Below are 23,571 nucleotides of genomic sequence, written 5' to 3'. Positions count from 1 at the left end.
CGGGGGAGTCGCTAGCCTGTCGGGATGACCTCAACCTCCGCGAGCACCATCGTTCCGCGCGCCGACGGCCGCGCCCCCGACGAGCTCCGTGAGGTCCGGTTCACCCGAGGCTGGCTCGACAGCGCCGAGGGCAGCGTGCTCGTCGAGTTCGGCGGCACCCGGGTGCTGTGCGCCGCCTCCTTCACCCCGGGCGTGCCGCGCTGGCGCAAGGGCTCGGGCCAGGGCTGGGTCACCGCCGAGTACGCGATGCTCCCTCGCTCCACCAACACCCGCAGCGACCGCGAGTCCATCAAGGGCCGCGTCGGCGGCCGCACCCACGAAATCTCCCGCCTCATCGGACGCTCCCTGCGCGCCATCATCGACGTGAGTGCGCTGGGGGAGAACACGATCGTCCTCGACTGCGACGTGCTCCAGGCCGACGGCGGCACCCGCACGGCCGCCATCACCGGCGCCTACGTCGCGCTCGCCGACGCCGTCGCGTGGGGGATCGCCAAGGGCGCCATCACCCAGGGCGCGACGCCGGTGCTCACCGACTCCGTCGCCGCCGTCTCCGTCGGCATCGTCGACGGGCAGCCGGTCCTCGACCTGCCCTACGTCGAGGACGTCGCCGCCGAGACGGACATGAACGTCGTCGTCACCGGGTCCGGGGGCTTCGTCGAGGTCCAGGGCACCGCCGAGCGCAAGCCCTTCGAGCGCCACGAGCTCGACGAGCTCCTCGACCTCGCCGTCGCCGGCACCGCCAAGCTCACCGAGCTCCAGCGCGCTGCCCTCGCCGCGCCCATCCCCGGCCGGTGAGCGCCACCGCGGCGCGGCTCGTCCTCGCCACGCACAACGCCCACAAGATCGGGGAGCTACGGGCCATCCTCGCCCCGCTCCTGCCGGACCTGGACCCGGCGTCCGTGGTCGGCGCCGCCGACGTCGGTGCACCGGAGCCCGTGGAGGACGGCGTCACCTTCGCCGCGAACGCGCTCATCAAGGCGCGGGCGCTGGCCGCCGCCACGGGCCTGCCGGCCGTCGCGGACGACTCGGGCCTCGCCGTCGACGTCCTCGGTGGGGCGCCCGGGATCTTCTCCGCCCGCTGGTCCGGCCGGCACGGCGACGACCGCGCCAACCTCGACCTCCTCCTCGCGCAGCTCTCCGACGTGCCCGCCGAGCACCGCCGCGCCCGCTTCGTCTGCGCCGCCGCGCTCGTCACGCCCGACGGCGTGGAGGTCGTCGAGACCGGCGAGATGCCCGGGCGGCTGCTCACCGCGCCCCGAGGCAGCGGCGGCTTCGGTTACGACCCGATCCTGCAGCCCGACGGCGAGGACCGCTCCGCGGCCGAGCTGAGCGCCGAGGAGAAGAACGCGATCTCCCACCGCGGCAAGGCCTTCCGCGCCCTCGCGCCGCACATCGTGCGCGTCCTCGCCTGACCCCGACCCGCGAGTACGCACGTACGGTCACCTGGCGGTCGCCCGACGGGCGTCCTGGCGACCGCATGTGCGTACTCGGCGAGAAGGGCGTGGGTCAGCGGCGGCGGGCGCGCGGCACCAGGAGGCAGACGGCGCGCCAGCCGAGGAACAGCGCCCCGATCACGCCGAGCGCCACGAGGACGAAGGGCACCGCCGTGCCGTCCCCCAGCGCCGCTCGCAGGCCCAGGCCGCCGCCCCAGGTGACGAGCCAGGCGACGACGCCCCCCGGCCACAGCCGCAGCGACCCGTGCTGGACGAGCACCGTGACGAGGAGCCGTGCGAGAAGGAACGGCAGGGCCACCTCGAGGACGTCGGTCACCGCCCGCCCGCCGTCGTGCGCCCCGCGCCCGAGGTAGGCGAAGAGCACGACCGCCGCCATGTCGAGCAGCATCGCGGCGCCCCGCTGGCCCCACATCCCGGGCCCGGCGGACCGAGAGGCACGGCCCACGTCCAGCCCCTGCTGGCCGGTCCCGGGCTGGATGCTCACGGGAGGCGGCCGACGTGCGCCAGCGCTTGGCGCAGGAGGGTGCCGTGGCCGTCGACAAGCTCCGCCTGCACCTCGGGGAGCAGCGCCTCACGAGGGGTGAACCAGCCGACCTCGAGGGTGTCCTGCTGGGGGTGGCAGTCGCCGTCGACGGGGACGACGTAGGCGAGCGACACCGCGTGCTGGCGCGGGTCGTGGAAGCCCTGTCCCGGCGTCGGGAAGTACTCACCGATGGTGAAGGGCTGGGGGGAGAGTGGCACGCGCGGCAGACACAGCGAGCCGAGGTCCTTCTCCAGGTGGCGCGTGAGCGCCTCGCGCAAGGTCTCGTGGAAGAGGACGCGGCCGGAGACGAGCGCACGCTGGAGGCGGCCGTCCGTGGCGCGCAGGAGCAAGCCGACCTGCTGCACCTGGCCGGTGGCGTCCACCCGCACGGGCAGGACGTCGACGTAGAGCATCGGGACCTGGCGGCGGACCCTGTCGAGGTCCTCCGGCGGCAGCCAGGGGGTGATGTCGTCCGAGGCCAGTCCGCTCATGGTGCTTCTCTCCGTGGTGCGTGGGTGCCCGCGCGGGGCGCGTACGTCGTGCGCGAGGCGGGACTCGAACCCGCACGTCCAAGGACACCAGGACCTAAACCTGGCGCGGCTGCCAATTACGCCACTCGCGCGCTGGACAAGCCTACGGGGTCAGTCGATGCCCAGGTCCTTGCGCAGGCGGGCGACGTGGCCGGTGGCCTTGACGTTGTACTTGGCCAGCGTGACGGTCCCGTCCGCGTCGACGACGACGGTGGACCGGATGAGGCCGGTGTAGGTGCGCCCGTAGTTCTTCTTCTCGCCCCAGGCACCCCACGCCTCGATGACCTCGTGGTCGGGGTCGGAGGCGAGCGGGAAGGTGAGGGACTCGGCGTCGGCGAAGCGGGCGAGCTTGTCGGTGCCGTCGGGCGAGACGCCGACGACGGCGTAGCCCTGGCCCTGGAGGGCCGCCAGACTGTCGCGGAAGTCGCAGGCCTGGGTGGTGCAGCCCGGCGTGGAGGCGGCCGGGTAGAAGTAGACGACGACGCCCTTGTCGGCCGAGGTGCGCAGCTCCGCGAGGCTCACCGTGGCGCCGTCGGCGGTGGGCAGGGTGAAGTCCGGGGCGGTGTCGCCGGGGGAGAGCTGGGGCACGGGTCCTCCGTCGTCGTCATGGGCGGTCCCGTCCAGGATCGCACGGCCCGCCGGTCCGCGGCCTATGTGAGTACGGAAGTTCGTAATACCGTTGAGTCATGTCAGCCGACCGCCTCGCCGCTCTCGAGGAACGTGTTGCCGCCCTCGAGTCCCGCCTCGCCTCCTCTGCCGCCGACGTCGCGCCCGACAGCCCGCTGTGGGCCCTCCACGGCTTGCAGGAGCGGGTGGAGGACCCCGGCGCCGTGGTCCTCGTCGGGCACGTCGAGCTGCCCGACGGGCGCCGCGCGCAGTGGCAGCTCGGTGCCGCGACGGACGACCTCCTCGGCGCCGACTGGACCGAGGAGGCCGACGTGCTCGTCGCGCTCGGCCACCCCGTGCGGCTGGGCCTGCTCCAGCGCGTCCTCGCCGGCGCGACGACGGTCGCGGAGCTCGTCGACACCGACGGCGTCGGCACGAGCGGGCAGGTCTACCACCACCTGCGCCAGCTCACCGCCGCGGGATGGCTCCGAGCGCTGGGCGGCGGCCGGTACGAGGTGCCCGTCGCGCGGGTCGTCCCGCTGCTCGCCGTCGTCCTCGGGGGACGGCGATGAGGCGCGCCGTCGCCCGCTGGCAGACGTGGTGGACGCGGCTGTTCGTCGCGGCCGTCCCCGTCGCCGTGCTCCTGCCGGTCCCGCGACCGTGGGGGCTCGTCGTCGCCGCCGTCGCCTTCGCGCTGTCCCTCGTCCGCCCGCCGGCAACGACGCACGATGCCGTCGAGGTCGAGGCGCCGTTGCGTGGGCGCTGGGTCGTCGTCAACGGCCCCGGGACGGCGGTGCCGAGCCACGGGGTCAAGGCCTACGGGCAGGCGTACGCCGTTGACGTCCTCCAGCCCGCACCCGACGCCCCGACGGCGGTCGGCTGGGGCCTGCGCCCGCGCCCGCCGGAGACCTACCCGGCCTTCGGCCGTCCGGTGCACGCCATGGCCGGCGGCACGGTGGTCCGGGCCAGCGACTCCCAGCGGGACCACGGCGCCCGGGACACGTGGCCGCTGCTCATCTGGATGATGACCGCCGAGGGGTTCCTCCGGGACCTGGCCGGCGTCGGCAAGGTCCTCGGCAACCACGTCCTCGTCAGGCACGAGGACGGCACCGTCGGCGTCTACGCCCACCTGCGCCGCGGCTCGGTCGCCGTCCGGGACGGTGGGACGGTGCGTGCCGGGGAGGTGCTCGCCCAGGTGGGCAACACCGGCAACACCTCCGAGCCGCACCTGCACGTGCAGCTGATGGACCGGGAGCACCCCACCGCCGCCGCGGGGGTCCCCATGCGGTGGTGCGGTGTCAGCGCCGGCGGCGAGCGCGACCCGCGGTGGGCGACCGGCGGGCGCAGGCCGAGCGCGCTGCCGGACTTCCCGGAGAACGGCCAGGTGCTCGAGCTCGGGTAGCAACGCGAAAGGCCGCCTCCCGGGGGAGACGGCCTTCGGCTGGTGCGCCATCTAGGACTTGAACCTAGAACCCACTGATTAAGAGTCAGTTGCTCTGCCAATTGAGCTAATGGCGCTTGCTGGTGCCCTTGCGGCAGTCCCAAACATTACCACCGGCTCCGGGTGCTGCCCAGCCAGGAGGGGCCCTCGTGATGAGGATCACCGGGTCCCGCGAGCAACCCGCGGCATACCGCGCTTTCGGATAGGTTGGGCGCGTGTCGAAGCCTCGTGTCACTCTCGCGACCTGCCTGGACCACCCCGACCTGGACCAGGGTGAGGAGGGGCTGCCGGACGCCCTCGCCGAGCGGGGCATCGAGCCACGCGTCGCCGCGTGGGACGACGAGTCCGTGGACTGGACGGAGGCGGGCATCGTCGTCCTGCGCGCCGTCCACAACTACGCGAGCCGCCGGCCGGACTTCCTCACCTGGACCAAGGGCATCCGCAAGCTGCTCAACAGCGCAGACACCGTCGAGTGGAACACCGACAAGCACTACCTCCAGGAGCTCGGCCGGCGCGGCATGCCGACGATCGACACCGTGTGGCTGGAGCCGGAGCAGAACCTGTCCAAGCACCAGGTGCACACCCGCTTCCCCTCGCTGGGCGACTTCGTCGTCAAGCCGGCCATCTCCTCGGGCTCCCGCGACACCGGCCGGTACACCGCGCGCGACGCCACCTCGCGGATGCACGCGATCCAGCACGCCTACGGGCTCCTCCAGGAGGGACGCGCCGTCATGGTCCAGCGCTACGTCGAGTCGGTGGACGAGCGCGGTGAGACGGCGCTGATCTACCTCAACGGCGTGCTGTCCCACGTCGTGGAGAAGGAGCCCATGCTCCTCGGCCCGCAGGCCGCCGCCGACGCCCCGGGCGACGAGGTCGCCGTCTCGCGGTACGCCACCGAGGCCGAGCTGCGGGTGGGGGAGCAGGCCCGCGCTGCGATCCACGGCTACATCAAGTCGCGCATGGGCCGCGACGCCCAGCTCCTGTTCAGCCGTATCGACATGGTCGAGGGCGACAACGGCGAGCCGTCCGTCATGGAGGTCTCGCTCGTCGACGCCTCCCTCTACCTCGGTGCCGTCGACGACGCCGTGGACGGCTTCGCCGACGCCATCGCCTCCCGCGCCTTCTGGTGACCCGCGGGCGGCTCGTCCCGCGTCCGTCTCAGTGGCCGGACGGCGGTGGGGGACCGCCATGCTCAGCCACACGTACCTGTCGCCGCGCGCCGCTGCCCACCGCCCGTGTACCGGCGGGTGCCGGTGACCCCGCTCGCCTGACCGGCTCGAGCGACCGACCCCGGCGGTGCGCCGGCCCCTAGGACCACCCGTGCCCATCACCCTCCAGACCTCCGGACGGGTCTGCCCCTTCCCGCTCGTCGAGGCCAAGGACGCCATCGCGGCCGTGCCCGAGGGCGACGACCTGACGATCCACTTCGACTGCACCCAGGCCACCGACGCGATCCCGCGCTGGGCCGCCCAGGAGGGCTGTCCGGTGACCGACTACCGCCGCATCGGTGACGCGGAGTGGTCGATCACCCTCCAGAAGAAGCAGCCGGGAGGGGGCGACGACGGCGGAGCCACGTGCCCGCCGTCGTCGTCCGCGCGAGTTCACCTGGTGCGGGACCGGCCCGACGTGGGCTGCGGCCCGCGGGCGACCGTACCCGACCGGCGAGAATCTCGTGCTCACCTACGGCCGGCGCCGCTGACCACGGCCGCGCGGGCTGCACCGGATGTCCACCGCCGGCGAAGACGAAACCCCGGGACGCGCGGCTCTCCGCGCCTCTCGGGGTTTCGTCGTGGGGTGCGCACGCGCACCGGGTGGTGTCAGTGACGGGTGTCGCGGTCCGTCTCCGTGGCGATCTGCTCCTTGCGGACCTCCTCGGTGACCTGCGCGTCCTCGCTCACCGTGTCGGTGTCGAGGCGCACCTTCTCCACCGGGACCGTCTCCTTGTCGGTGACGACCTCGTCCTCGTGGAGCGTGACCTCGGCGACGTCCTCGCCGATCTCGGCGCCCCCGCGGCCGCGGTCCGCGCCGGTGATGGGCTCGCGCTCGACGCGAACCTCCTCGCGGGTGACGGGGACCGTCTTCGTCACGTTCTCGGTGACGACGTACTTGCGGAGGCGGACCTTGCCCGCCTCGCGGCGGCGCGTGCCGACGTCGACCCGCTCCTCGGAGCGGACCAGGGTGTCGTCGGCGACGTGCGAGTCGCGGTCCGTGGTGCCGGACGTCCCGGTGGTGCCGGCGGTACCCGTGGTGCCCGTCGTGCCGGTGCCGGCGCCGTAGTCGAGGCCGTAGTACCGGTAGAGTTCAGCCTCCTGGTCGAGGTCGAGGTGCTGGTCCGCATCCATGCGCGGCGCGTCCTTGACGGCCTCCTTGGTGTGGCGCACGGTGAGGGTGTCGCCGCTGAGGGAAGCGCCTTCGAGCGGGACGAAGGTCTCGGAGCTGCCGAAGAGCCCGGTCTTGACGGTGACCCAGTCCGGGCGACCGGTCTCGTCGTCGAAGTACAGGGTGCCGACGTTGCCGATCTTGTCGCCATCGGTGCCGACGACGGTGACCTTGTTCTCGATGATGCTCGTTGCCTGCTGCTCGGTGATCATGCGTCCTCCAGGGTCGGGAATCGTGCGCGGTGGTTCGCCCTCGTGGGACGGACGACTCCACCGTAGGCAGCACCGTACGAAGCGCGCCAGTCGAACGACGCAAAAATGGTGCAGGAGTTGTTCATGAGTTCCCTGTGGCGGGTGGCTTGCCGTCCCAGACGACGACGTCGCCATGCACTCGGGCACCATCGGACGGCTCGTGGAGGTGCACCTCACCGTCGTGCATGAGGTGGTGGACGGGCAGGCCGAACAGGAGCGTGGCGACGTCGGCGACCAGGCGGCGGTGGCAGCGCCACCACACCGCCTCGGAGCACATGACGGCGATGCGGGCGTCGCCGCGGGCCTCCTCAGCGAGCTCGGCGAGGGCGGCCGTGAACTCCTCGGTCCGGGTGTAGCCCGCGTAGGCGCGGAAGGCGTCGACCTTCCACCACGTGTCCGGTGAGGCGGCGTCCTCGGCCTTGCGGAGGTGGCGGCGCCCGCCCAGGCGCGGCTCCCAGCGGTAGGCGACCCCCGCCTCGGGCAGCCACTGCGCCATGGCGTCGCGCGCGACGTCGGGGTTGCGGCGACTGCCGGGGAAGCGGCGGATGTCGACGGCGGCGGCGACCCGCCGGCCGGTGAGGAGAGAGGCGAGTCCGGCGCGCTCAAGGGATCCGTGTCCGACGGTGAGCAGAGGCATCTCGCCATTGTCACCTCGCGGTCCCCCCGGGCGCAGGTTCACGAGCGGCTTGGCGGCGGTGGCGGCAAGGCGGTGGCGCGGCGTGAGGTGGCGCCGATGCGACGCCTGCCGGCGTGCCCGAAGCGGTGGGACGAGCAACGGGCTGCGGGCGCTAGCGCGTCCGCAGCCCGCCTCTCGGGTGCTCGCTCAGACGCGGTCCCCGGCGTCCATGCGCTGTTCGCGGTCCACTGCCGCTTCGCGCGGCAGCTCGTCGAGGCGATCGCCACCCACCAGCAGGATGATCAGCACGGTCGCGATGTACGTGCAGAGCCGAACCGCATCGGGGATCCCGTTCCAAGACTCGTTCATCCACATGGCGAACCACTCACCTCCCACGGCCTGGAAGCCGAAGAACCACAGGAACAAGCCGGCGAAGAGGCCCAGCACGGGCCACTTCTTTGCGGCGATGAAGTCGACGTCGCCGAGTCGGGCGGCGCGCACCATGCGGTAAGCACCGTAGAGACAGGCGACCATGATGAACGTCTCGACGACGATCACGCCGATGTAGGCAGCGTGCCAGGCCCATTCCCAGTTGATCGCGCGGTACTCGATCGAGAGTCCGAGGTCGGGACGGCGGGCGTCCATCGCCAGGACGTGCTTGACGAACTGGAAGTTCGAGTTGTAATCGGTGATGTTTCCGAACACCACCAGTAAGGCAAAGCCACCGACTGTCGCAACGAGCGCTGACTTCACATATCGAATTGTTGCGACTGTCGATGTAAGGCCCGCCATGGCTGTCCTCCTGAGGTTGTTGTCTCCGCCTGGGCGGCGGACGGCTGCACAGATGCAGCGACCGACTGTAGCAAAACGCGGACGCCTTGAAACCGTGCGCGAGTACCCACAGTGTGCGGAGGTTCTACTGGTCAGGAGCTCGTGGTTCTGCTAATCGAGCGGTTCGAACGGCCTCAACGGGTGCCCTTGTTCTTTGAGTCTGCACCCAAGAACTTTTCGGGCTGCCAGTTGATGCGTAGTGCCCTGGCCGGTGACTGACATCCGCGGGGGATCAACGCAATTCGGGCAGCGTCCTTGTCGACGCACTTTCAGCCTTTCGAACGCGTGCGCCGTCGTCTGCACACTGCGGTGCCAGGGTCAGGACCCGTCGGACACCGGGTGCCGCTCGGCCTCGTGAAGGATGTTGCGCGCCATCGTGGGGAAGATGAGCGCGTGGAAGGGCAGCACGGCGAGCCAGTACAGCCGCCCGAGGATCCCACGGGGGAAGAAGATCGCGCGCTGCCGGTAGCGGGAGCCGCCGCCGGGGAGCGCGTCGACCGACAGCTCGAGCCAGGCACGGCCCGAGGAGCGCATCTCGGCGCGCAGCGTGAGCCGTTGCCCGGGCTCCACGGACTCCACCCGCCAGAAGTCGACGTGGTCCCCCACCTGCAGCCGGTGCGGGTGGCGCCGTCCGCGCGCGATGCCGGGTCCGCCGACGAGCTTGTCGAGGAAGCCGCGCAGCCGCCACAGGAACGCCGGGGAGTACCAGCCGTTGTCCCCGCCGATGGCCTGGACCACCCGCCACACCGACTCCGGTGCCGCTCGGCCTTCGCGCTCCCTGACGTCGGTGTAGACGGTGTGCCCGGCCCAGTCGGGGTCCGACGGCAACGGGTCGGCAGGGCCGACGGACGCGGTGACGTCGTCGTCCCAGCTGGCCGTCACCCGGCCGGAGACCTGCCGCTCGATCGCGAGCCGACACGCGTCGGGGTACTGGGTGAGCCCGCCGGGCGGGTCGGGGATGACCGTGGCGATCTCGTGGTCCCCGGCCACGGCGTCCTCGGCCATCGACGCGGCCAGCGGCATCGCCAACGCCCGGGGGATCGGTGTCGTCATCCCGATCCAGAAGCCCGACAGGCGCGGGGCCGGGATCGGCAGCGCCCAGATCCGGCGCGGCCGCAGCCCGGCGACCTTCGCGTAGTCCGAGAGCAGGTCCTTGAAGGGCTGCGGCTTGCCGGAGCCGATGTCGAAGGTGCGGTTGACCGGCTCCTCCAGCGCGCTTGCGTGGGCGAGGTAGTAGAGGACGTCGCGGATGGCGATCGGCTCGATGAGGTTGTCGAGCCAGCGCGGCCCGGGCATGACGGGCAGCCGCTCGGTGAGGTGGCGGATCATCTCGAAGGAGGCCGAGCCGGAGCCGATGACGACGCCGGCGCGGAGCACGACCGTGGGGACGCTGGAGGCGAGCAGGATGCGGCCCACCTGCTCGCGCGAGCGCATGTGGTCCGACAGCTCGGCGAGCTCCCTGTCGGGGTGGAGGCCACCGAGGTAGACGATCTGCTGCACGCCCTGTGCGGCGGCGGCCTCGGCCACCGTCCGGGCGATCTGGGCCTCCCGCTCGACGAAGTCCCCGCCCCCACCCATCGAGTGGACGAGGTAGAGGACCGTGTGGACGTCGGCCATCGCGGCACGGACCTGCTCGGCGTCCTCGAGGTCGGCCCTGACGAGCTCGACGTCCTTGGCCCAGGGCCGGTCCTCCAGCTTGCGCGGGTCGCGCGCCCCGGCACGCACCGCGAAGCCGGCGGCGACGAGCTCGGGGACGAGGCGCCCGCCCACGTAGCCGCTGGCACCGGTGACAAGGACCCGCCGGCCACCGCCGTCGGGCAGGGAGAGGTCGAGCGGGGAGGACGGGCGGGAGGTCATCCGTCCACGCTAGAGGCGCCGCGCTCCGGGCACCCGCCGAGAGCGCGGCCGTCCGGAATGACGACGACACATTGCGCCAGTAGATTCACGGAATGGACACCCAGCTGCAGTCGGAGATCATCGCCGCGCTCGAGGTCGTCGACCCCGAGACGTTCGACGCCGCCGCCGAGGCGGAGCGTCGCATCGAGTTCCTCGCCCGGTACCTCCAGGACACCGGAGCCAAGGGCCTCGTCCTCGGCATCAGCGGTGGCGTCGACTCGACGGTCGCCGGGCGCCTGTGCCAGCTCGCCTGCGAGCGGGTGCGGGAGGCCGGCGGGGAGGCCCAGTTCGTGGCCGTGCGCCTGCCCTACCGGGTGCAGAAGGACGAGCACGACGCCGTCGCCGCCCTCGAGTTCATCGACGCTGACATCGTCGAGTCCATCGACATCGGCCCCGCGACAGACGCGCTGTGGGACCAGGTCCTCGCCTCGGGCACGCCGGTCACCGACGCCAAGGACGACTACCACAAGGGCAACGTCAAGGCCCGGATGCGGATGGTCAGCCAGTACGCCATCGCCGGCGCTCGCGGGATGCTCGTCGTCGGCACCGACCAGGCGGCCGAGGCGTGCGTCGGCTTCTACACGAAGCACGGCGACGGCGCCGCGGACCTCACCCCGCTGTCGGGCCTGCCCAAGCGCCGCGTGCGGGACGTCGGGCGCCACCTCGGCACGCCGGACGACCTCGTCGACAAGGTCCCGACGGCCGACCTCGAGTCGGACAAGCCGATGCTGGCCGACGAGGAGGCACTCGGCGTGCGCTACGACGCCGTCGACGACTACCTCGAGGGCCGCGAGGTCTCGGCCGAGGACGAGGCGACCATCGTCGGCTGGTACCGCCGCACCGGCCACAAGCGGGCCCTGCCCGTCACGCCCGACGGCTACCTCGGCCGCCCCTGACGCTCGGCCGCCCCTGACGCACCCGCTCCCAGTGGGGCGGCGCAGGCATGTGCCACAAAGACCTCAAGCCGGAGCGCTGATCAGGCCTGCGGACTTGATGCCAGCGCGCAAGGAGAGTCGCTGGGCCGGTTGTGGCACATGGGTCAGTGGGCGGCGTCCTTCTTCTTGCGCGGGACCAGGTGCATGACGACGACGACGACGGCACCGACGACGAGCCCGACGACCGCCGAGGACAGCGTGTTGACGAGCCAGGTGACGAAGCCGCTCAGCGCGCCCAGCCCGCCGGCGATCGCCTCCTCGAGGTGGTGGACGAGTTCGTAGGGCGCGTGCCAGCCGAGGTCGTCGACCCCGACGAGCAGGATGTGCCCACCGACCCAGAGCATCGCGACGACGCCGACGACGGAGAGCACCGCGAGCACCTTCGGCATCCCCTTGACGAGGAGACGGCCGACCTTCTGGGAGCCGGCGGAGTCCCGCTTCGCGAGGCTCAGCCCGATGTCGTCCATCTTGACGATGAGCGCGACGACCCCGTAGACGAGGAGCGTGATCGCCAGGGCCACGACGACGAGGATGATCGCCCGGTTGAGGAGCGGCTCGTCGGCGACCTCGTTGAGCGCGATGACCATGATCTCGGCGGAGAGGATGAAGTCGGTGCGGATCGCGCCGCTCACCATCGTCTTCTCGTGGTCCTCGCCCTTCGCGGCGGCGGGGGCCGCCGTCTTCTCCTTGTGGTGCCCGGTGACGTACTCGTAGAGCTTCTCCGCGCCCTCGTAGCTGAGGTAGAGCCCGCCGACCATGAGGATCGGGGTGAGCAGCCACGGGAGGAACTGGCTGAGCAGCAGGATCGCCGGGAGGATGAAGACGAGCTTGTTGCGCAGCGAGCCGGCGGCGATCTTCCGGATCATCGGCAGCTCGCGGTTGGCGGTGAAGCCGTGGACGTAGCGCGGAGTCACCGCGGTGTCGTCGATGACGACGCCCACGGCCTTGGCGCTGGCGCGGCCCGCTGCTGCACCGATGTCGTCGACCGAGGCCGCGGCGATCCTGGCCAGGGCGGCGATGTCGTCGAGCAGGGCAGCAAGGCCACCGGCCATGAGATCTCACTTCCGTGCGGGTGGGCGCGGACGCGCGCCGCTGGTCAGCGTGAGCATAAGTGCTGCGGCAGCACTCGGCGCGCGCGTGCCCGTTCGCGTCGGCCGGTGCCGGGCGGGCAGGATGGGGACGTGATGGCAGAGGCGTACTGGACGGTCGGCCCGGGACAGGGAGAGCTGCGCCAGGCGCCCGTCGCCCCTCCCGGCCCCGGCGAGGTGCTCGTCCGCACCCTGACCTCGGCGATCAGCCGGGGCACCGAGACGCTGGTCCACCGCCACGCGGTGCCCGAGGCCGTCCGCCCGCTCATGCGCGCACCCTTCCAGGAGGGCGACCTGCCCGGCCCGGTGAAGTACGGCTACCTCTCCGTCGGCGTCGTCGAGGACGGCCCCGAGGAGCTGGTCGGCCGACGGGTGTTCTGCCTGTACCCGCACCAGACGCGGTACGTCGTGCCCGCCACCGCCGTCGTCCGCGTGCCCGACGACGTCCCCACCGAGCGCGCCCTGCTCGCCGGGGCGGTGGAGACCGCCGTCAACGCCCTGTGGGACGCCGCCCCACGGCTCGGGGACAGGGTCGCCGTCGTCGGCATGGGGATGATCGGCGCCTCCGTCGCCGCCCTGCTCAGCGGCTTCCCGCTCGGGCGGCTCCAGGTGGTGGACGTCGACCCGCGCCGGGAGGAGCTCGCCGCGCGCCTCGGGCTGGAGCTCGTCACTCCGGAGGAGGCCGCCGGGGACTGCGACGTCGTCGTGCACTGCTCGGCGAGCGAGGCCGGTCTCGCCACCGCGCTGGGGCTGGCCGGGGAGGAGGCGGAGGTGATCGAGCTGTCCTGGTACGGCACCGACGCGCCGCGGGTCCCACTGGGCGAGGCTTTCCACGCCCGGCGGCTCACCGTCCGCGCCAGCCAGGTCGGTGCCGTCAGCGCTGCCCGCCGGGCCCGCCGCACCACCGCCGACCGGCTGGGGGTGGCCCTGGACGCGCTGCGGGATCCGCGCTTCGACGCCCTCCTCACCGGCGCGAGCGACTTTGCCGAGCTGCCCGGGACCATGGCGGACATCGCGTCCGGCCGGCTCCCCGCCCTGTGCCACGTCATCCACTACCCCGAGGAGAGCTGAGTGTTCAGCGTGACGGTCCGCGACCACATGATGGTCGCCCACAGCCTGCCCGACCCGTTCTTCGGCCCCGCCCAGGGCCTGCACGGCGTCACCTACGTCGTCGAGGCGACGTGGTTCCGCCCCGGGCTCGACGAGCACGGCGTCGTCATCGACATCGGCGCCGCGACCGAGCGGCTCGGTGAGGTCACCGGCGCGCTGCGCTACCGCAACCTCGACGACCTCGAGGAGTTCGCGGGCGTCGTCACCACCACCGAGGTCGTGGCTCGGCACGTGGCCCACCGGCTCGCCGAGGGGCTGGACATGGCCCCGTACACGGCGCTGGAGGTCACGCTGCGCGAGCACCCCGACGCCTGGGCGACCTACCGTCTCGAGCTCCCCGGGAGCTAGCCGGTGCCGGCGCTGCGCCTCGTCGTCCCCGCGCGAGGGGACGGGCCGAGCGGGGGTGACGTCTACGACGCGCGCCTCGCCCGCGCGTGGGACGCCGCGCACGGGCCGGTGGAGGTGCTCGCCCTGCGCGGACCGTGGCCACGCCCGGGGCCTGCCGACCGTGAGGCGCTGCGCCGGGCGCTGGACACGTCCGGCACCGTCGTGCTCGACGGCCTCGTGGGCAGCGCCTGCCCCGAGGAGGTGACCACCGCCGTCACCGCCGGCGTGCGGGTGGTCCTCCTCGTCCACCTCCCGCTGCCGGCGGAGCTCGGACTGCCGCCCGCGGACGCGGACCGGCTCGCCGCGCTGGAGGCCCGCACCGTCGGTGCCGCGTCCGCCGTCGTCACGACGAGCCGCTGGGCGGCCGCGGACCTCACTCGTCGTTACGGGCGGACCGGTGTCCTCGTTGCCGAGCCCGGGGCCGAGCCTGCCTCGGTCGCGAGCGGCAGCAGGCCGCCGCACCTCCTCGCGCTCGGCGCCCTCACCCGGGGCAAGAACCACGCCGTCCTCGTCCCGGCCCTCGACGCCGTGCGCGACCTGCCGTGGCAGGCGACCCTCGCGGGACCGGGCACCGCCCAGCCCGCCGTCGCAGAGGGACTGCTCCGTGCCCTCGCGGCGGTCGGGCTGGCGGACCGGGTGTCGCTGCCCGGCGTCGTCACCGGGGACGCGCTCGAAGGACTGTGGCAGCGCACCGACCTGCTGCTCGTGCCCTCGCTCGTGGAGACCTACGGCCTCGTCGTCACCGAGGCGCTGGCCCGCGGTGTGCCCGCGGTCGTGGCGGCGGGCACCGGCGCCGTCGAGGCGCTCGCCGGCCGGCCCGCCCCGCTCCCCGACGACGCAGCAGGCGCCGCCGTGCCACCCACGGACCCCGGCGCGTGGGCGCGGGTGCTGCGCCGGTGGCTGACCGACGCGGAGCAGCGCGCGGCGTGGCGCGCGGCCGCCCTCGCGCGCCGGGAGCACCTGCGCACGTGGGCCGACACCGCGGCGGACCTACGGCGCGGGCTCGGCCCGGGCTGAGCGCAGCGCCCGCAGATCCAGCTCGGTGCACACGTCCTCGCCCAGGTGGAACCGGCGCGTGCGGGTGCGGACGGCGTCGGCGAGGAGGTCGGAGCCGGTGAAGCGGACCCCCGGGACGCCGTCGCCGATGAGCACCGGCGCCGTCGTGAGGAAGAGGCGGTCGAGCACGCCGGCGTCGAGGAACGCGGAGACGACGCGGCCCCCGCCCTCGACGAGCAACCGGCCCAGGCCGCGCTCGCGCAGCAGCTCGAGCACGCGCGCCGGGTGGGCCGGGCCGTCGTCGTCCAGGCGGACGACGTGGACGTGGCCGGGAAGGTCGGCCGGCACGACGGCGCCGGGGCCGACGAGCCACAGGGTCGGCGCCGCGCCGTCGGTGAGCACGTGGGAGCCGAGGGGCGTGCGGGCACGCGGGTCGAGGACCACCCGGACGGGGTGGTGGCCGGGGACGGCGCGCACGGTGAGGCGGCAGTCGTCGGCGGTGACCGTCCCGACCCCGACGACGACCGCGTCCACGAGCGCCCGCAGCCGGTGCAGGTGCTCGCGGTCCTCCTCGCCGGTGACGAACTCCGCGTCACCGGTCCGCGAGGCGATGAAGCCGTCCAGGCTCTGGCCGAGCTGCGCGACGACGGCGTGGGAGCCGAGGGCGACGAGCGGGCCGTAGCGCTCGACCAGCTCGTGCGCGGGGTCGTCCGGCGTCACGGCGGGAACCGCACCCCGCCGGAGGGCGTCCCAGGCGTCGTCCGCACGCGGACGGTCGTGCCGCATGCGCTCGCGCTTGGTCGCGAGGTACGCCTCGTTCTCGGGGTGGGCGGGGACGATGAGGCTCACCCGCTCGACGACGTCGACGCCCAGGGCGGTGAGGGCCTCCTCCTTGGCCGGGTTGGAGGACAGGAGGCGGATCTGCTGCACGCCCAGGTCGAGGAGGATCGCGGCGGACTGGTCGTAGCTGCGCGCGTCGGCGCTGTGCCCGAGGGCGAGGTTGGCGTCGACGGTGTCGGCTCCGAGGTCCTGCAGGGCGTAGGCGCGCAGCTTCTCGAGGAGGCCGATGCCGCGGCCCTCGTGCCCCCGGACATAGACGACGGCGCCCTCGCCCTCGGCGGCCACCGCCGCCAGCGCGGCGTCCAGCTGCTCACCGCAGTCGCAGCGCCAGGAGCCGAAGGCGTCACCGGTGAGGCACTCGGAGTGGACCCGCACGAGCGGCGCGGCGAGCGGGTCCGGGTCGGTGAGGCCCATGACGAGGGCGACGTGCTCGGTCCCGGCGACGTCACGGAAGCCGAGCATCCGGAAGGCGCCGTGCCGGGTGGGCAGGACGGTCTCGACCTCACGCTCAACGACGGCGGGCGGCTGCGCCGCCAGGGGGTCGGCGCGCTCCTCGAGCTGGGACATCGGTTGATCCTTCCTTCACTGGCGACCTCGCCACTCTAAACGGGGCCCGGCCCGAGCCCGGCCAGGTCAGGCGCCACCGCGACCGCACCCGCGGCGCGCAGCTCCGCGCGCCGCTCGGGGTCGGGGGACAGACCGATGCACGGCATCCCGGCCGCCGTCGCCGCCTGGACGTCGCTGAGCGAGTCACCGACCATGACGGCATCCGCGGGAGCCACGCCGGCGCCCTCTGCCGCGGCCAGCAGCGGGTGCGGGGAGGGCTTGAGGTGCTCCGGCCGGGCCGTGTCCCGCCCGTGCACGGGGAGCCCCGCGAGGGCCGGCCCACCCGTGGCGAGGACGGCGGCCGCCGCCTCCGGCGCGTTGTTCGTGACGACGGCGACGGCGGCACCCCGGTCGAGGCACGCGGTGACAAAGGTCTCCGCGCCGTCAGCGAGCGGGGCGCCGGCCGCTGCGGCGACCTCCCGGTCGGTGCACCACCGCTCGACGACGCGCCCGGCCTCCGGGTTCCGCCGGGCGACGAGGCGCAGGAGCTGGACGTGGTCGGTCTGGGCTGCCAGCTCGTCGTCGGGCTCGAGCCCGAGCGAGAGGGCGAGCTCGAGGGCGCCGGCCGTCACGCGGAGGTACTCCTGGCCGGGCAGGAGCCGGGTGAGGGGACCGTCGAGGTCGAGCACCACGAGGTGCCGGGTGCTGAGGAGCGCGCGTGCCGCGCCGAGATCGTCGTCCACGGCGCGATCGTACGGTCCTGCTCCGCGGACCTCGCGGCTGATACCGGTCGGGCCCCGCTGCGGGGCCGGGGCCGGGAAACGAGCGAGGCCCGGACCTGTCGGTCCGGGCCTCGCTGTCGGGGTGAGTGACGGGACTTGAACCCGCGACATCCGCGACCACAACGCGGCGCTCTACCAGCTGAGCTACACCCACCATGCGCGCCTCAGCGAGGCGCAGCAGTCACCCACTGTAGCCGGTGGACCCCGGCGGTGTGGAATCCGTGCGGCTCAGGAGCCGGTGATGCGTGTCTCACCGGCGGCATTGGCGGCGGTCTTTGCGGCGAGACGCGCGATCTCGGCCGCCGTCGGGCTGGAGGTGACCGCCTCGGCGGCCGCCTTGACGGTGGCGGAGTCCGGGCCCTCACCCTCGGGCCACAGGACGGCGCGGTAGTAGCGCAGCTCGTCGATGCTCTCGAGGATGTCGGCCAGCGCGCGGTGTCCGCCGTGCTTCTGGGGGGAGTGGAAGTAGGCGCGCGGGTACCAGCGGCGGGCCAGCTCCTTGACCGAAGAGACGTCGATGATCCGGTAGTGCAGGTGCTCGACGAGCTCGGGCATGTCGCGCTCGAGGAAGGTGCGGTCGGTGCCCACCGAGTTCCCCGCGAGGGGCGCCTTGCGCTGCTCGGGCACCCAGCGGCGCACGTAGGCGAGAACCTGCTCCTGCGCGTCGGCCATGGTGAGCCCGGCGTCGAGCTCCTCGAGGAGGCCGGAGGTCGTGTGCATCTCCCGCACGACGTCGCCCATCTGCTCCACGGCCCCGACGGGCGGCGCGATGACGAGGTCGATCCCCGCGTCCACCGGCCGCAGCTCGGAGTCGGTGACGACGACGGCGACCTCGATGAGCGCGTCCCGGCTGAGGTCCAGCCCGGTCATCTCGCAGTCGATCCAGACGATCGGGTCCTTGATGGTTGCAGGCACCGTCCCACTCTAGGCGCTGGCTCCCGACCGTTACCGAATCGAGTCCGCGGACGGAGGAAATCATCCCTTGGGACGACGCCGACCGGACGGCCCGCTCACTAGCGTGACCCGCATCGGCTCGCAACTGGAGCGCGCCCCACCCGAGGAGATGCCCATGCGCACCGCCCGAGTCCTCATTGCCTCCGTCGCCGCTCTCGCGGCGCTCACCGCCTGTTCGGACGGTCCCTCCGCCGAGAGCGCCGAGCTCACCTGGGAGGACAGCCCCCTCAACGAGGCGCTCGGCGTCGTCTGGGGCAGCGGGCAGGACCCGGAGGAGATGGAGCGCGAGGAGGCGGAGCGCATGCGGAAGGTCGAGGAGGTCACCGCCGCCTGCATGGCCGACGAGGGCTTCGAGTACACGCCCGTCGAGTACGACACCGGGACCATGATCGTCACCGAGGACGAGGACTGGGACACCGAGGAGTGGGCCCAGCAGTACGGCTACGGGGTGACCACCGACCCGTGGTCGGCGCAGGAGGAGGAGGTCGCGGAGCCCGAGGAGGAGTTCGTCGACCCCAACGACGAGTACGTGAGCGGGATGTCCGCCTCCGAGCAGGAGGCCTACTACGAGGCCCTCTACGGCCCGCAGACCTTCACCGAGGAGGAGGAGTGGGTCGAGGACGAGGAGTTCGTCGAGGAGTACGACTGGGAGGAGGCCGGCTGCCAGGGCCTGGCCAACCACGAGGTCTACGAGGAGGGGGACCCGTGGTCCGACCCTGCCTTCACCGAGCTCTTCGAGGCCATGGATCAGCTCTACCAGGACGGTGAGAAGGACCCCCGCATGCGGGAGATCAACGACGAGTGGGCCGCCTGCATGGCTGACGCCGGCATCACCGGCATGACCACCCCCACGGCGGCGACCGAGCAGTTCTACGAGGAGTACGACGCGCTCTACCAGAAGGCCGACGCCGAGATCGACTGGGAGAACCTCGACTGGGAGGCGCTGGAGGCCGCGGGCGGTACCGACCCCGTCGCGGAGATCATGGAGAAGATGGGGCTGGCCGAGCTCCGCGAGCGGGAGATCGCGGCGGCCGTCGCGGACTTCCGCTGCCAGGAGGAGCTCGACGTGGAGGCCCGTTCCCTCGAGATCCAGTTCGAGCTCGAGGAGAAGTTCATCGAGACCTACCAGGCGGACATCGACGCCGTTGTCGCGGCGTACGGGAAGGACGCGTGATTCGCCTCCGCCGCCGGCAGCAGTCCGGCGAGCCGGACGGCGCCGTCCTCGACCTGCCCGGCGAGCCCGAGGAGGAGCTGCCTCCCGGGGTCCGGCCGCCCCGCGCGAACCGGACGATCGTCGTCGTTGCCGTGACCGCCGTCGCGAGCCTCGCGGCGGGGATCGGGGTGAGCAACCTCGTCATCTCCCCGGCGCAGCGCGCGGCGGAGGCCGCGCCGCCCGAGGCGGGCCTCATCACCGTGCCGGTCGAGGAACGCGAGCTGTCCACCGACCTCACCCTGCGTGGTGACGCGCTCTACGACGACCCCGTCTCGGTGGCTCTCGAGACCACTGACATGGGCGGGCCCGCCATCGTCACCGGGCAGGTGCCCGAGGTCGGGGATCTCGTCGAGGCCGGGCAGGTGGTCATGGAGGTCGCCGGGCGGCCGGTCGTCGTGCTGCCCGGGGAGCTGCCCGTCTACCGCACGCTGCGCGTGGGTAGCTCGGGGCCGGACGTCACCCAGCTCAAGGCCGCGCTGCACTCGCTCGGCCTCAACGCGGGCAACCGCGACTCCGACGTCTTCGACGCCGCCACCTCCGCCGCCGTCGACGCCCTCTACCAGCAGGCCGGCTACGCGTCGCCCGTCGCGGAGGAGGGGGCCGACGAGGCCCTCACCGCAGCCCGGGAGGGGCTGCGCATGGCCGAGGAGGCCTACGCGCAGGCGCAGGCGGAGGTCAACCGGGCCGCCGGCGGGTTGCCCCGCTCGGAGCGGCTGCGGCTCGACACCGCGGTGGCCCGCGCCGAGCGAGCCGTCCAGCTCGCGGCGCAGGAGGGCGCCGAGGCCGTCACCCAGGCCCGTGAGGAGCTGGCGGTCGTCCGCGTCGAGCGCGAGGAGGCGCTCGCCGCCCCGGACACCTCCGCGGAGCGCTCGGCTCGTGACGCCGCAGCGACCGCCGTCGAGGACGCCGCGCGGGCGCTCGCCGAGGCACGCAGCAACGCGATGACCCCGCTGCCCGCCGCAGAGGTCGTCTACGTCGACACCCTGCCGCGCCGGGTCGACTCCGTCATGGTGCGCCGGGGGGACACCGTGAGCGGGGAGGCACTGACCATCTCCGGGGCGACCCTCCAGGTCCTCGCCAGCGTCTCCGACGCCGACGCCACCCTCGTGCCCGAGGGCACCAAGGCCTACTTCACCGTGGGGGACGAGGAGATCGAGGCGACCGTCACCGAGACGCGCACCCCCAGCGCCCGGCCCGCCGGCGACGGCGAGGGGGAGGGTGACGGCGGTGGCGGTGGCGGTGGGGCACGGCACGAGCTCGTACTCGTCCCCACCGAGATCACCGAGGAGCAGCGCGCCCAGATCGTCGGCTCCAACGTCCGGGTGACGATCCCGCTGGAGTCGACCGGCGGGGAGGTCCTCGTCGTGCCCGTCGCCGCGCTGACCGCCGGCGCGGGCGGGGAGAGCCGCGTGGAGGTGGAGCGCGGCGAGGCGCGCACCGAGATCGTCGTCGTCCAGACCGGCCTCACGGCCGACGGGTACGTCGAGGTCAGCGGTGAGGGGCTCACCGTCGGCGACCTCGTGGTGGTCGGCCGGTGACGGCCGCGCCGGTCCGCGAGGACGCGGTCGTCGACGACGGCGAGGTGCCGCCCGTCGTCGACCTGCGGGAGGTCTCCCGCTCCTTCCCCGGGCCGCCCGCCGTCACCGCGCTGCACCCGGTCTCCCTCCGGGTGCCGCGCGGGGAGTACCTCTCCATCGTCGGGCCCTCCGGCTCGGGCAAGTCGACGCTGCTCAACCTCCTCGGCCTCCTCGACCGGCCCTCGGCCGGGGAGTACTGGCTCGACGGCATCCCCACCCACACGGTGGGCGAGCGGCAGCGCACCGCGCTGCGCGGCGGGCTCATCGGCTTCGTCTTCCAGGCCTTCCACCTGCTCCCGCACCGCACGGTCCTGGAGAACGTCCTGCTCGCCACGATGTACTCCGGCCTGCCGCGCGAGGAGCGGCTGCGCCGCGCCTACGCCGCCCTGCAGCGGGTGGGCCTGGAGCACCGCATCGGTTTCCGGCCCACGACGCTCTCGGGCGGGGAGCGTCAGCGCGTCGCCGTCGCCCGGGCGGTCGTCACCGCGCCGCGGCTGCTGCTCGCGGACGAGCCCACCGGCAACCTCGACACCGTGACGTCCGGGGAGGTCCTCGACCTCTTCGACGAGCTGCACGCCGACGGCCTCACCCTGCTCGTCATCACCCACGACGACGCCGTCGCCGCCCGCGCCCAGCGGCGCGTGCGGATCACCGACGGTGTGCTGCGGGAGGTGCCGTGAGCGGCAACGGCTTCGGGGTGCGTGACCTGCTGCGCGAGTCCGCGCACGGCATCGGCGCGCGCCCCGGCAAGCTCGCCCTCACGATCCTCGGTACGGTGCTCGGCATCGCAGCGCTCGTCGTCACCATCGGGATGGCCCAGACCGGCGGTGGGCAGATCGCCCGCCAGTTCGACGCCGTCGCGGCGACCCAGGCCGTCGTCACTCCCGGCACCGCGGAGGGTGCGGGTGGCGCGAGCCGCTCGCGCACGGCGCTGCCGTGGGACAGCTCCGAGCGGCTGGAGCGACTGGCCGGCGTCGAGGCCGCCGTCCTCATGGCCGACCTCGACGCCGGGGAGCGCCGGATCACCTCCGTGCCGCTCATCGACCCCGCGGCGGCCACCCAGGCGCAGCCCAGCCTCGTGGCGAGCTCGGAGCAGCTGCTGCCCGCCCTGCGCGGGACGCTGGCCACCGGGCGCATGTTCGACGCCGGGCACGACGCCCGCGCCGACCGCGTCGTCGTGCTCGGCTCCGGCGCCGCCCAGCGGCTGAGCATCAACCGGGTGGACTCCCAGCCCGCTATCTTCATCGGCGAGGAGGCCTACACGGTCATCGGCATCATCGACGACGTCGCGCGCCGCAAGGACGTGCTCGACGCCGTCATCCTCCCGCTGGGGACCGCGCGCGCCGACCTCGACCTCACGGCGGCCACCGAGGTGCAGGTGCGCATCGCCGTCGGCGCCGGCCCGCTGCTCGCCGAGCAGGCGCCGCTCGCGCTGTCGCCGAACAACCCGGAGAACGTCACCGTCCAGGCCCCGTCCCTGGGGAACGTGCTGCGGGAGAACGTCCAGGGCGACATCAACGCGATCTTCCTCGCGCTCGGCGGGGTGGCCCTGCTCGTGGGTGGCCTCGGGATCGCCAACGTCACGCTGCTGGGCGTCATGGAGCGGGTGGGCGAGATCGGCCTGCGCCGGGCGCTGGGCGCCAGCCGCCGCCAGATCGCCACCCAGTTCATCGCGGAGTCGGTGACCATCGGCCTGCTCGGTGGCCTCATCGGGGCCTCGCTGGGCGCCTTCGCGGTCGTGGGGATCAGCGTGGTCCAGGAGTGGACGCCCATCCTCGACCTCGGTCTCGTCGCCGGCTCGGCCGCGCTCGGCGGCGTCATCGGCCTGCTCGCCGGGGCCTACCCGGCGCTCAAGGCCGCGTCCCTCGAGCCGGTCGCCGCCCTGCGCGGAGGACTCTGACACGGGCCTCTTGACCGCGTACTGAACGCACGTTTAGCATGTTGAACATGGGTTCAGCGGAGGCCGTCGGTGGCGAGCTCACCGCCCGAGCCCGCATCCTCCACGCCGCCGTGCGCCGCTTCGCCGTCGACGGCGTGGCCGCCCCGCTCCGCACCATCGCGGCGGACGCCGGGGTGAGCGCGGCGCTGATCATCCACCACTTCGGCTCCCGCGACGGGCTGCGTGAGGCCTGCGACGCCCACGTCCTCACGGTGGCCCGCGAGAACAAGACCCCCGTGCTCGGCGGTGGCAGTGGGGCCGGGGCGATGCTCACGCAGCTGGCGCAGATCGAGGGCTACGCGCCGGTCGTCGGCTACGTCCTGCGCCGGCTGCAGGCCGGCGGCCTGCTGGCCACCCAGCTCGTCGACGGTTTCGTCAGCGACGCCGTCGGGTACCTCCGGCAGGGGGAGGCGGCCGGAGTCGTGCGGCCCAGCAGGAACCCCGAGGCGCGGGCGCGGGTCCTCACCGAGCAGGCGCTCGGCGCCCTGCTCCTCCAGCTGCCTGCCCAGCAGGAGCACCTCGACCTCGAGGAGCTGCCCGGCTGGCTGCGCGCCTACTCCGAGCGCATCGTCGGCCCGCTCCTCGAGGTCTACACCGAGCCCTTGCTCACCGACCGGTCCCTGCTCGACTCCTACGTCGAGAGCCGCACCGGCCAGGCACCCGAACGCTGACAGGAG

General features: G+C 73.2%; 26 protein-coding genes and 3 tRNA genes. 15 read left to right on the top strand and 14 right to left on the bottom strand.

Going from position 1 to position 23,571, the window contains the following annotated elements:
* The first annotated feature begins 24 nt into the window (after window positions 1-24).
* Both rph and rdgB read left to right on the top strand, forming a co-directional pair.
* A complete protein-coding gene (gene rph / locus M3148_RS07955) occupies window positions 25-795 on the top strand; it encodes a ribonuclease PH (protein ID WP_251304142.1) in 771 nt (256 codons plus the stop codon).
* The gene (gene rdgB, locus M3148_RS07950) at window positions 792-1,412 is read left to right on the top strand and encodes an RdgB/HAM1 family non-canonical purine NTP pyrophosphatase (RefSeq protein WP_251304141.1); all 621 of its coding nucleotides are present in this window, start codon (window positions 792-794) and stop codon (window positions 1,410-1,412) included. The genes rph and rdgB overlap by 4 nt, the downstream gene beginning before the upstream one ends.
* A gap of 94 nt (window positions 1,413-1,506) precedes the next feature.
* Here the strand turns inward: rdgB and M3148_RS07945 are convergent, their stop codons facing one another.
* The 4 genes from M3148_RS07945 to bcp form a co-directional block, all read right to left on the bottom strand.
* Window positions 1,507-1,938 carry a DUF3054 domain-containing protein gene (locus M3148_RS07945; RefSeq protein ID WP_251304140.1) on the bottom strand — a complete coding sequence of 144 codons (432 nt, stop codon included), beginning with the start codon at window positions 1,936-1,938 and terminating at the stop codon, window positions 1,507-1,509.
* A complete protein-coding gene (locus M3148_RS07940; protein ID WP_251304139.1) occupies window positions 1,935-2,468 on the bottom strand; it encodes an NUDIX hydrolase family protein in 534 nt (177 codons plus the stop codon). The genes M3148_RS07945 and M3148_RS07940 overlap by 4 nt, the downstream gene beginning before the upstream one ends.
* A gap of 49 nt (window positions 2,469-2,517) precedes the next feature.
* Window positions 2,518-2,599, bottom strand: a tRNA-Leu gene (locus tag M3148_RS07935).
* A 19-nt stretch (window positions 2,600-2,618) separates the two neighbouring features.
* A complete protein-coding gene (gene bcp / locus M3148_RS07930) occupies window positions 2,619-3,095 on the bottom strand; it encodes a thioredoxin-dependent thiol peroxidase (protein WP_251304138.1) in 477 nt (158 codons plus the stop codon).
* A 98-nt stretch (window positions 3,096-3,193) separates the two neighbouring features.
* Between bcp and M3148_RS07925 the strand changes: the two genes are divergently transcribed.
* Entirely contained in the window at window positions 3,194-3,685 is a 492-nt protein-coding gene (locus M3148_RS07925) for an ArsR/SmtB family transcription factor (protein WP_251304137.1), read from the top strand.
* The gene (locus M3148_RS07920) at window positions 3,682-4,515 is read left to right on the top strand and encodes a M23 family metallopeptidase (RefSeq protein WP_251304136.1); all 834 of its coding nucleotides are present in this window, start codon (window positions 3,682-3,684) and stop codon (window positions 4,513-4,515) included. The genes M3148_RS07925 and M3148_RS07920 overlap by 4 nt, the downstream gene beginning before the upstream one ends.
* Window positions 4,516-4,555: 40 nt before the next feature.
* Here M3148_RS07920 and M3148_RS07915 read toward each other — a convergent pair.
* Window positions 4,556-4,631: transfer RNA gene (locus tag M3148_RS07915), tRNA-Lys, on the bottom strand.
* A 138-nt stretch (window positions 4,632-4,769) separates the two neighbouring features.
* Here M3148_RS07915 and M3148_RS07910 point away from each other — a divergent pair.
* Window positions 4,770-5,684: an ATP-grasp domain-containing protein gene (locus tag M3148_RS07910; RefSeq protein WP_251304135.1), complete on the top strand. Its 915-nt coding sequence runs from the start codon at window positions 4,770-4,772 to the stop codon at window positions 5,682-5,684.
* A gap of 190 nt (window positions 5,685-5,874) precedes the next feature.
* Complete coding sequence (locus M3148_RS18130) at window positions 5,875-6,378, top strand: sulfurtransferase TusA family protein (protein WP_308203227.1); 504 nt, start codon at window positions 5,875-5,877, stop codon at window positions 6,376-6,378.
* Here M3148_RS18130 and M3148_RS07900 read toward each other — a convergent pair.
* The 4 genes from M3148_RS07900 to M3148_RS07885 form a co-directional block, all read right to left on the bottom strand.
* Window positions 6,372-7,145, bottom strand: a complete 774-nt coding sequence (locus tag M3148_RS07900) for a DUF2382 domain-containing protein (RefSeq protein ID WP_251304134.1) — start codon at window positions 7,143-7,145, stop codon at window positions 6,372-6,374. The genes M3148_RS18130 and M3148_RS07900 overlap by 7 nt on opposite strands.
* Window positions 7,146-7,266: 121 nt before the next feature.
* Complete coding sequence (locus M3148_RS07895) at window positions 7,267-7,821, bottom strand: DUF488 domain-containing protein (RefSeq protein WP_251304133.1); 555 nt, start codon at window positions 7,819-7,821, stop codon at window positions 7,267-7,269.
* Between the two features lie 186 nt (window positions 7,822-8,007).
* On the bottom strand, window positions 8,008-8,553 hold the full coding sequence (locus M3148_RS07890) for a DUF2165 family protein (RefSeq protein ID WP_251304132.1): 546 nt from the start codon (window positions 8,551-8,553) through the stop codon (window positions 8,008-8,010).
* A 396-nt stretch (window positions 8,554-8,949) separates the two neighbouring features.
* The gene (locus tag M3148_RS07885) at window positions 8,950-10,488 is read right to left on the bottom strand and encodes an SDR family oxidoreductase (RefSeq protein ID WP_251304131.1); all 1,539 of its coding nucleotides are present in this window, start codon (window positions 10,486-10,488) and stop codon (window positions 8,950-8,952) included.
* Window positions 10,489-10,580: 92 nt separating this feature from the next.
* Here M3148_RS07885 and nadE point away from each other — a divergent pair, with 92 nt between their 5' ends.
* Window positions 10,581-11,423, top strand: coding sequence for an ammonia-dependent NAD(+) synthetase (nadE, locus tag M3148_RS07880; protein WP_251304130.1), 843 nt, complete (start codon window positions 10,581-10,583; stop codon window positions 11,421-11,423).
* Between the two features lie 143 nt (window positions 11,424-11,566).
* Here the strand turns inward: nadE and M3148_RS07875 are convergent, their stop codons facing one another.
* Complete coding sequence (locus M3148_RS07875) at window positions 11,567-12,514, bottom strand: DUF808 domain-containing protein (RefSeq protein WP_251304129.1); 948 nt, start codon at window positions 12,512-12,514, stop codon at window positions 11,567-11,569.
* A 132-nt stretch (window positions 12,515-12,646) separates the two neighbouring features.
* Here M3148_RS07875 and M3148_RS07870 point away from each other — a divergent pair, with 132 nt between their 5' ends.
* The 3 genes from M3148_RS07870 to M3148_RS07860 are packed head-to-tail and all read left to right on the top strand — an operon-like array spanning window position 12,647 to window position 15,064.
* The gene (locus M3148_RS07870) at window positions 12,647-13,621 is read left to right on the top strand and encodes an NAD(P)-dependent oxidoreductase (RefSeq protein WP_251304340.1); all 975 of its coding nucleotides are present in this window, start codon (window positions 12,647-12,649) and stop codon (window positions 13,619-13,621) included.
* Window positions 13,622-14,008 (top strand): 6-pyruvoyl trahydropterin synthase family protein, encoded by a 387-nt coding sequence (locus M3148_RS07865; RefSeq protein WP_251304128.1) that lies wholly within the window; start codon window positions 13,622-13,624, stop codon window positions 14,006-14,008.
* 3 nt (window positions 14,009-14,011) lie between these two features.
* Window positions 14,012-15,064 (top strand): glycosyltransferase family 4 protein, encoded by a 1,053-nt coding sequence (locus M3148_RS07860; protein WP_251304127.1) that lies wholly within the window; start codon window positions 14,012-14,014, stop codon window positions 15,062-15,064.
* Here the strand turns inward: M3148_RS07860 and ribA are convergent.
* From ribA to orn, 4 genes are all read right to left on the bottom strand, one after another.
* The gene (gene ribA / locus M3148_RS07855; protein ID WP_251304126.1) at window positions 15,038-16,450 is read right to left on the bottom strand and encodes a GTP cyclohydrolase II; all 1,413 of its coding nucleotides are present in this window, start codon (window positions 16,448-16,450) and stop codon (window positions 15,038-15,040) included. The genes M3148_RS07860 and ribA overlap by 27 nt on opposite strands.
* A gap of 35 nt (window positions 16,451-16,485) precedes the next feature.
* Window positions 16,486-17,172 (bottom strand): HAD family hydrolase, encoded by a 687-nt coding sequence (locus M3148_RS07850; RefSeq protein ID WP_251304125.1) that lies wholly within the window; start codon window positions 17,170-17,172, stop codon window positions 16,486-16,488.
* Window positions 17,173-17,292: 120 nt separating this feature from the next.
* A tRNA-His gene (locus M3148_RS07845) sits at window positions 17,293-17,365 on the bottom strand.
* Between the two features lie 74 nt (window positions 17,366-17,439).
* The gene (gene orn / locus M3148_RS07840; RefSeq protein ID WP_251304339.1) at window positions 17,440-18,081 is read right to left on the bottom strand and encodes an oligoribonuclease; all 642 of its coding nucleotides are present in this window, start codon (window positions 18,079-18,081) and stop codon (window positions 17,440-17,442) included.
* Between the two features lie 199 nt (window positions 18,082-18,280).
* Between orn and M3148_RS07835 the strand changes: the two genes are divergently transcribed.
* Genes M3148_RS07835 through M3148_RS07815 form a run of 5 tightly spaced genes read left to right on the top strand, consistent with a single transcriptional unit; the run spans window position 18,281 to window position 23,565 of the window.
* Window positions 18,281-19,339, top strand: a complete 1,059-nt coding sequence (locus M3148_RS07835; protein WP_251304124.1) for a hypothetical protein — start codon at window positions 18,281-18,283, stop codon at window positions 19,337-19,339.
* Window positions 19,336-20,916, top strand: coding sequence for a hypothetical protein (locus M3148_RS07830; RefSeq protein WP_251304123.1), 1,581 nt, complete (start codon window positions 19,336-19,338; stop codon window positions 20,914-20,916). Before M3148_RS07835 ends, M3148_RS07830 begins: the two co-directional genes overlap by 4 nt.
* A complete protein-coding gene (locus tag M3148_RS07825) occupies window positions 20,913-21,635 on the top strand; it encodes an ABC transporter ATP-binding protein (protein ID WP_251304122.1) in 723 nt (240 codons plus the stop codon). The genes M3148_RS07830 and M3148_RS07825 overlap by 4 nt, the downstream gene beginning before the upstream one ends.
* On the top strand, window positions 21,632-22,855 hold the full coding sequence (locus M3148_RS07820) for an ABC transporter permease (protein WP_251304121.1): 1,224 nt from the start codon (window positions 21,632-21,634) through the stop codon (window positions 22,853-22,855). Before M3148_RS07825 ends, M3148_RS07820 begins: the two co-directional genes overlap by 4 nt.
* Before the next feature lie 47 nt (window positions 22,856-22,902).
* Window positions 22,903-23,565, top strand: coding sequence for a TetR/AcrR family transcriptional regulator (locus M3148_RS07815; RefSeq protein ID WP_251304120.1), 663 nt, complete (start codon window positions 22,903-22,905; stop codon window positions 23,563-23,565).
* The last annotated feature ends 6 nt before the right edge of the window (window positions 23,566-23,571 follow it).

This window comes from Georgenia satyanarayanai, assembly GCF_023715365.1.
In the GTDB taxonomy this organism is placed as follows: domain Bacteria; phylum Actinomycetota; class Actinomycetes; order Actinomycetales; family Actinomycetaceae; genus Oceanitalea; species Oceanitalea satyanarayanai_B.
The sequence above is the reverse complement of the archived record's forward strand: the minus strand, read 5'-3'. Positions and strand labels throughout refer to the sequence as shown.

What these genes read in the sequence shown, in the direction of transcription:
- rph (WP_251304142.1), top strand. Translation starts at nt 25, where the DNA reads ATGACCTCAACCTCCGCGAGCACCATCGTTCCGCGCGCCGACGGCCGC.
- M3148_RS07940 (WP_251304139.1), bottom strand. Translation starts at nt 2,468, where the DNA reads ATGAGCGGACTGGCCTCGGACGACATCACCCCCTGGCTGCCGCCGGAG.
- M3148_RS07925 (WP_251304137.1), top strand. Translation starts at nt 3,194, where the DNA reads ATGTCAGCCGACCGCCTCGCCGCTCTCGAGGAACGTGTTGCCGCCCTC.
- M3148_RS07920 (WP_251304136.1), top strand. Translation starts at nt 3,682, where the DNA reads ATGAGGCGCGCCGTCGCCCGCTGGCAGACGTGGTGGACGCGGCTGTTC.
- M3148_RS07900 (WP_251304134.1), bottom strand. Translation starts at nt 7,145, where the DNA reads ATGATCACCGAGCAGCAGGCAACGAGCATCATCGAGAACAAGGTCACC.
- M3148_RS07895 (WP_251304133.1), bottom strand. Translation starts at nt 7,821, where the DNA reads ATGCCTCTGCTCACCGTCGGACACGGATCCCTTGAGCGCGCCGGACTC.
- M3148_RS07885 (WP_251304131.1), bottom strand. Translation starts at nt 10,488, where the DNA reads ATGACCTCCCGCCCGTCCTCCCCGCTCGACCTCTCCCTGCCCGACGGC.
- nadE (WP_251304130.1), top strand. Translation starts at nt 10,581, where the DNA reads ATGGACACCCAGCTGCAGTCGGAGATCATCGCCGCGCTCGAGGTCGTC.
- M3148_RS07875 (WP_251304129.1), bottom strand. Translation starts at nt 12,514, where the DNA reads ATGGCCGGTGGCCTTGCTGCCCTGCTCGACGACATCGCCGCCCTGGCC.
- M3148_RS07870 (WP_251304340.1), top strand. Translation starts at nt 12,647, where the DNA reads ATGGCAGAGGCGTACTGGACGGTCGGCCCGGGACAGGGAGAGCTGCGC.
- ribA (WP_251304126.1), bottom strand. Translation starts at nt 16,450, where the DNA reads ATGTCCCAGCTCGAGGAGCGCGCCGACCCCCTGGCGGCGCAGCCGCCC.
- orn (WP_251304339.1), bottom strand. Translation starts at nt 18,081, where the DNA reads ATGACCGGGCTGGACCTCAGCCGGGACGCGCTCATCGAGGTCGCCGTC.
- M3148_RS07835 (WP_251304124.1), top strand. Translation starts at nt 18,281, where the DNA reads ATGCGCACCGCCCGAGTCCTCATTGCCTCCGTCGCCGCTCTCGCGGCG.
- M3148_RS07815 (WP_251304120.1), top strand. Translation starts at nt 22,903, where the DNA reads ATGGGTTCAGCGGAGGCCGTCGGTGGCGAGCTCACCGCCCGAGCCCGC.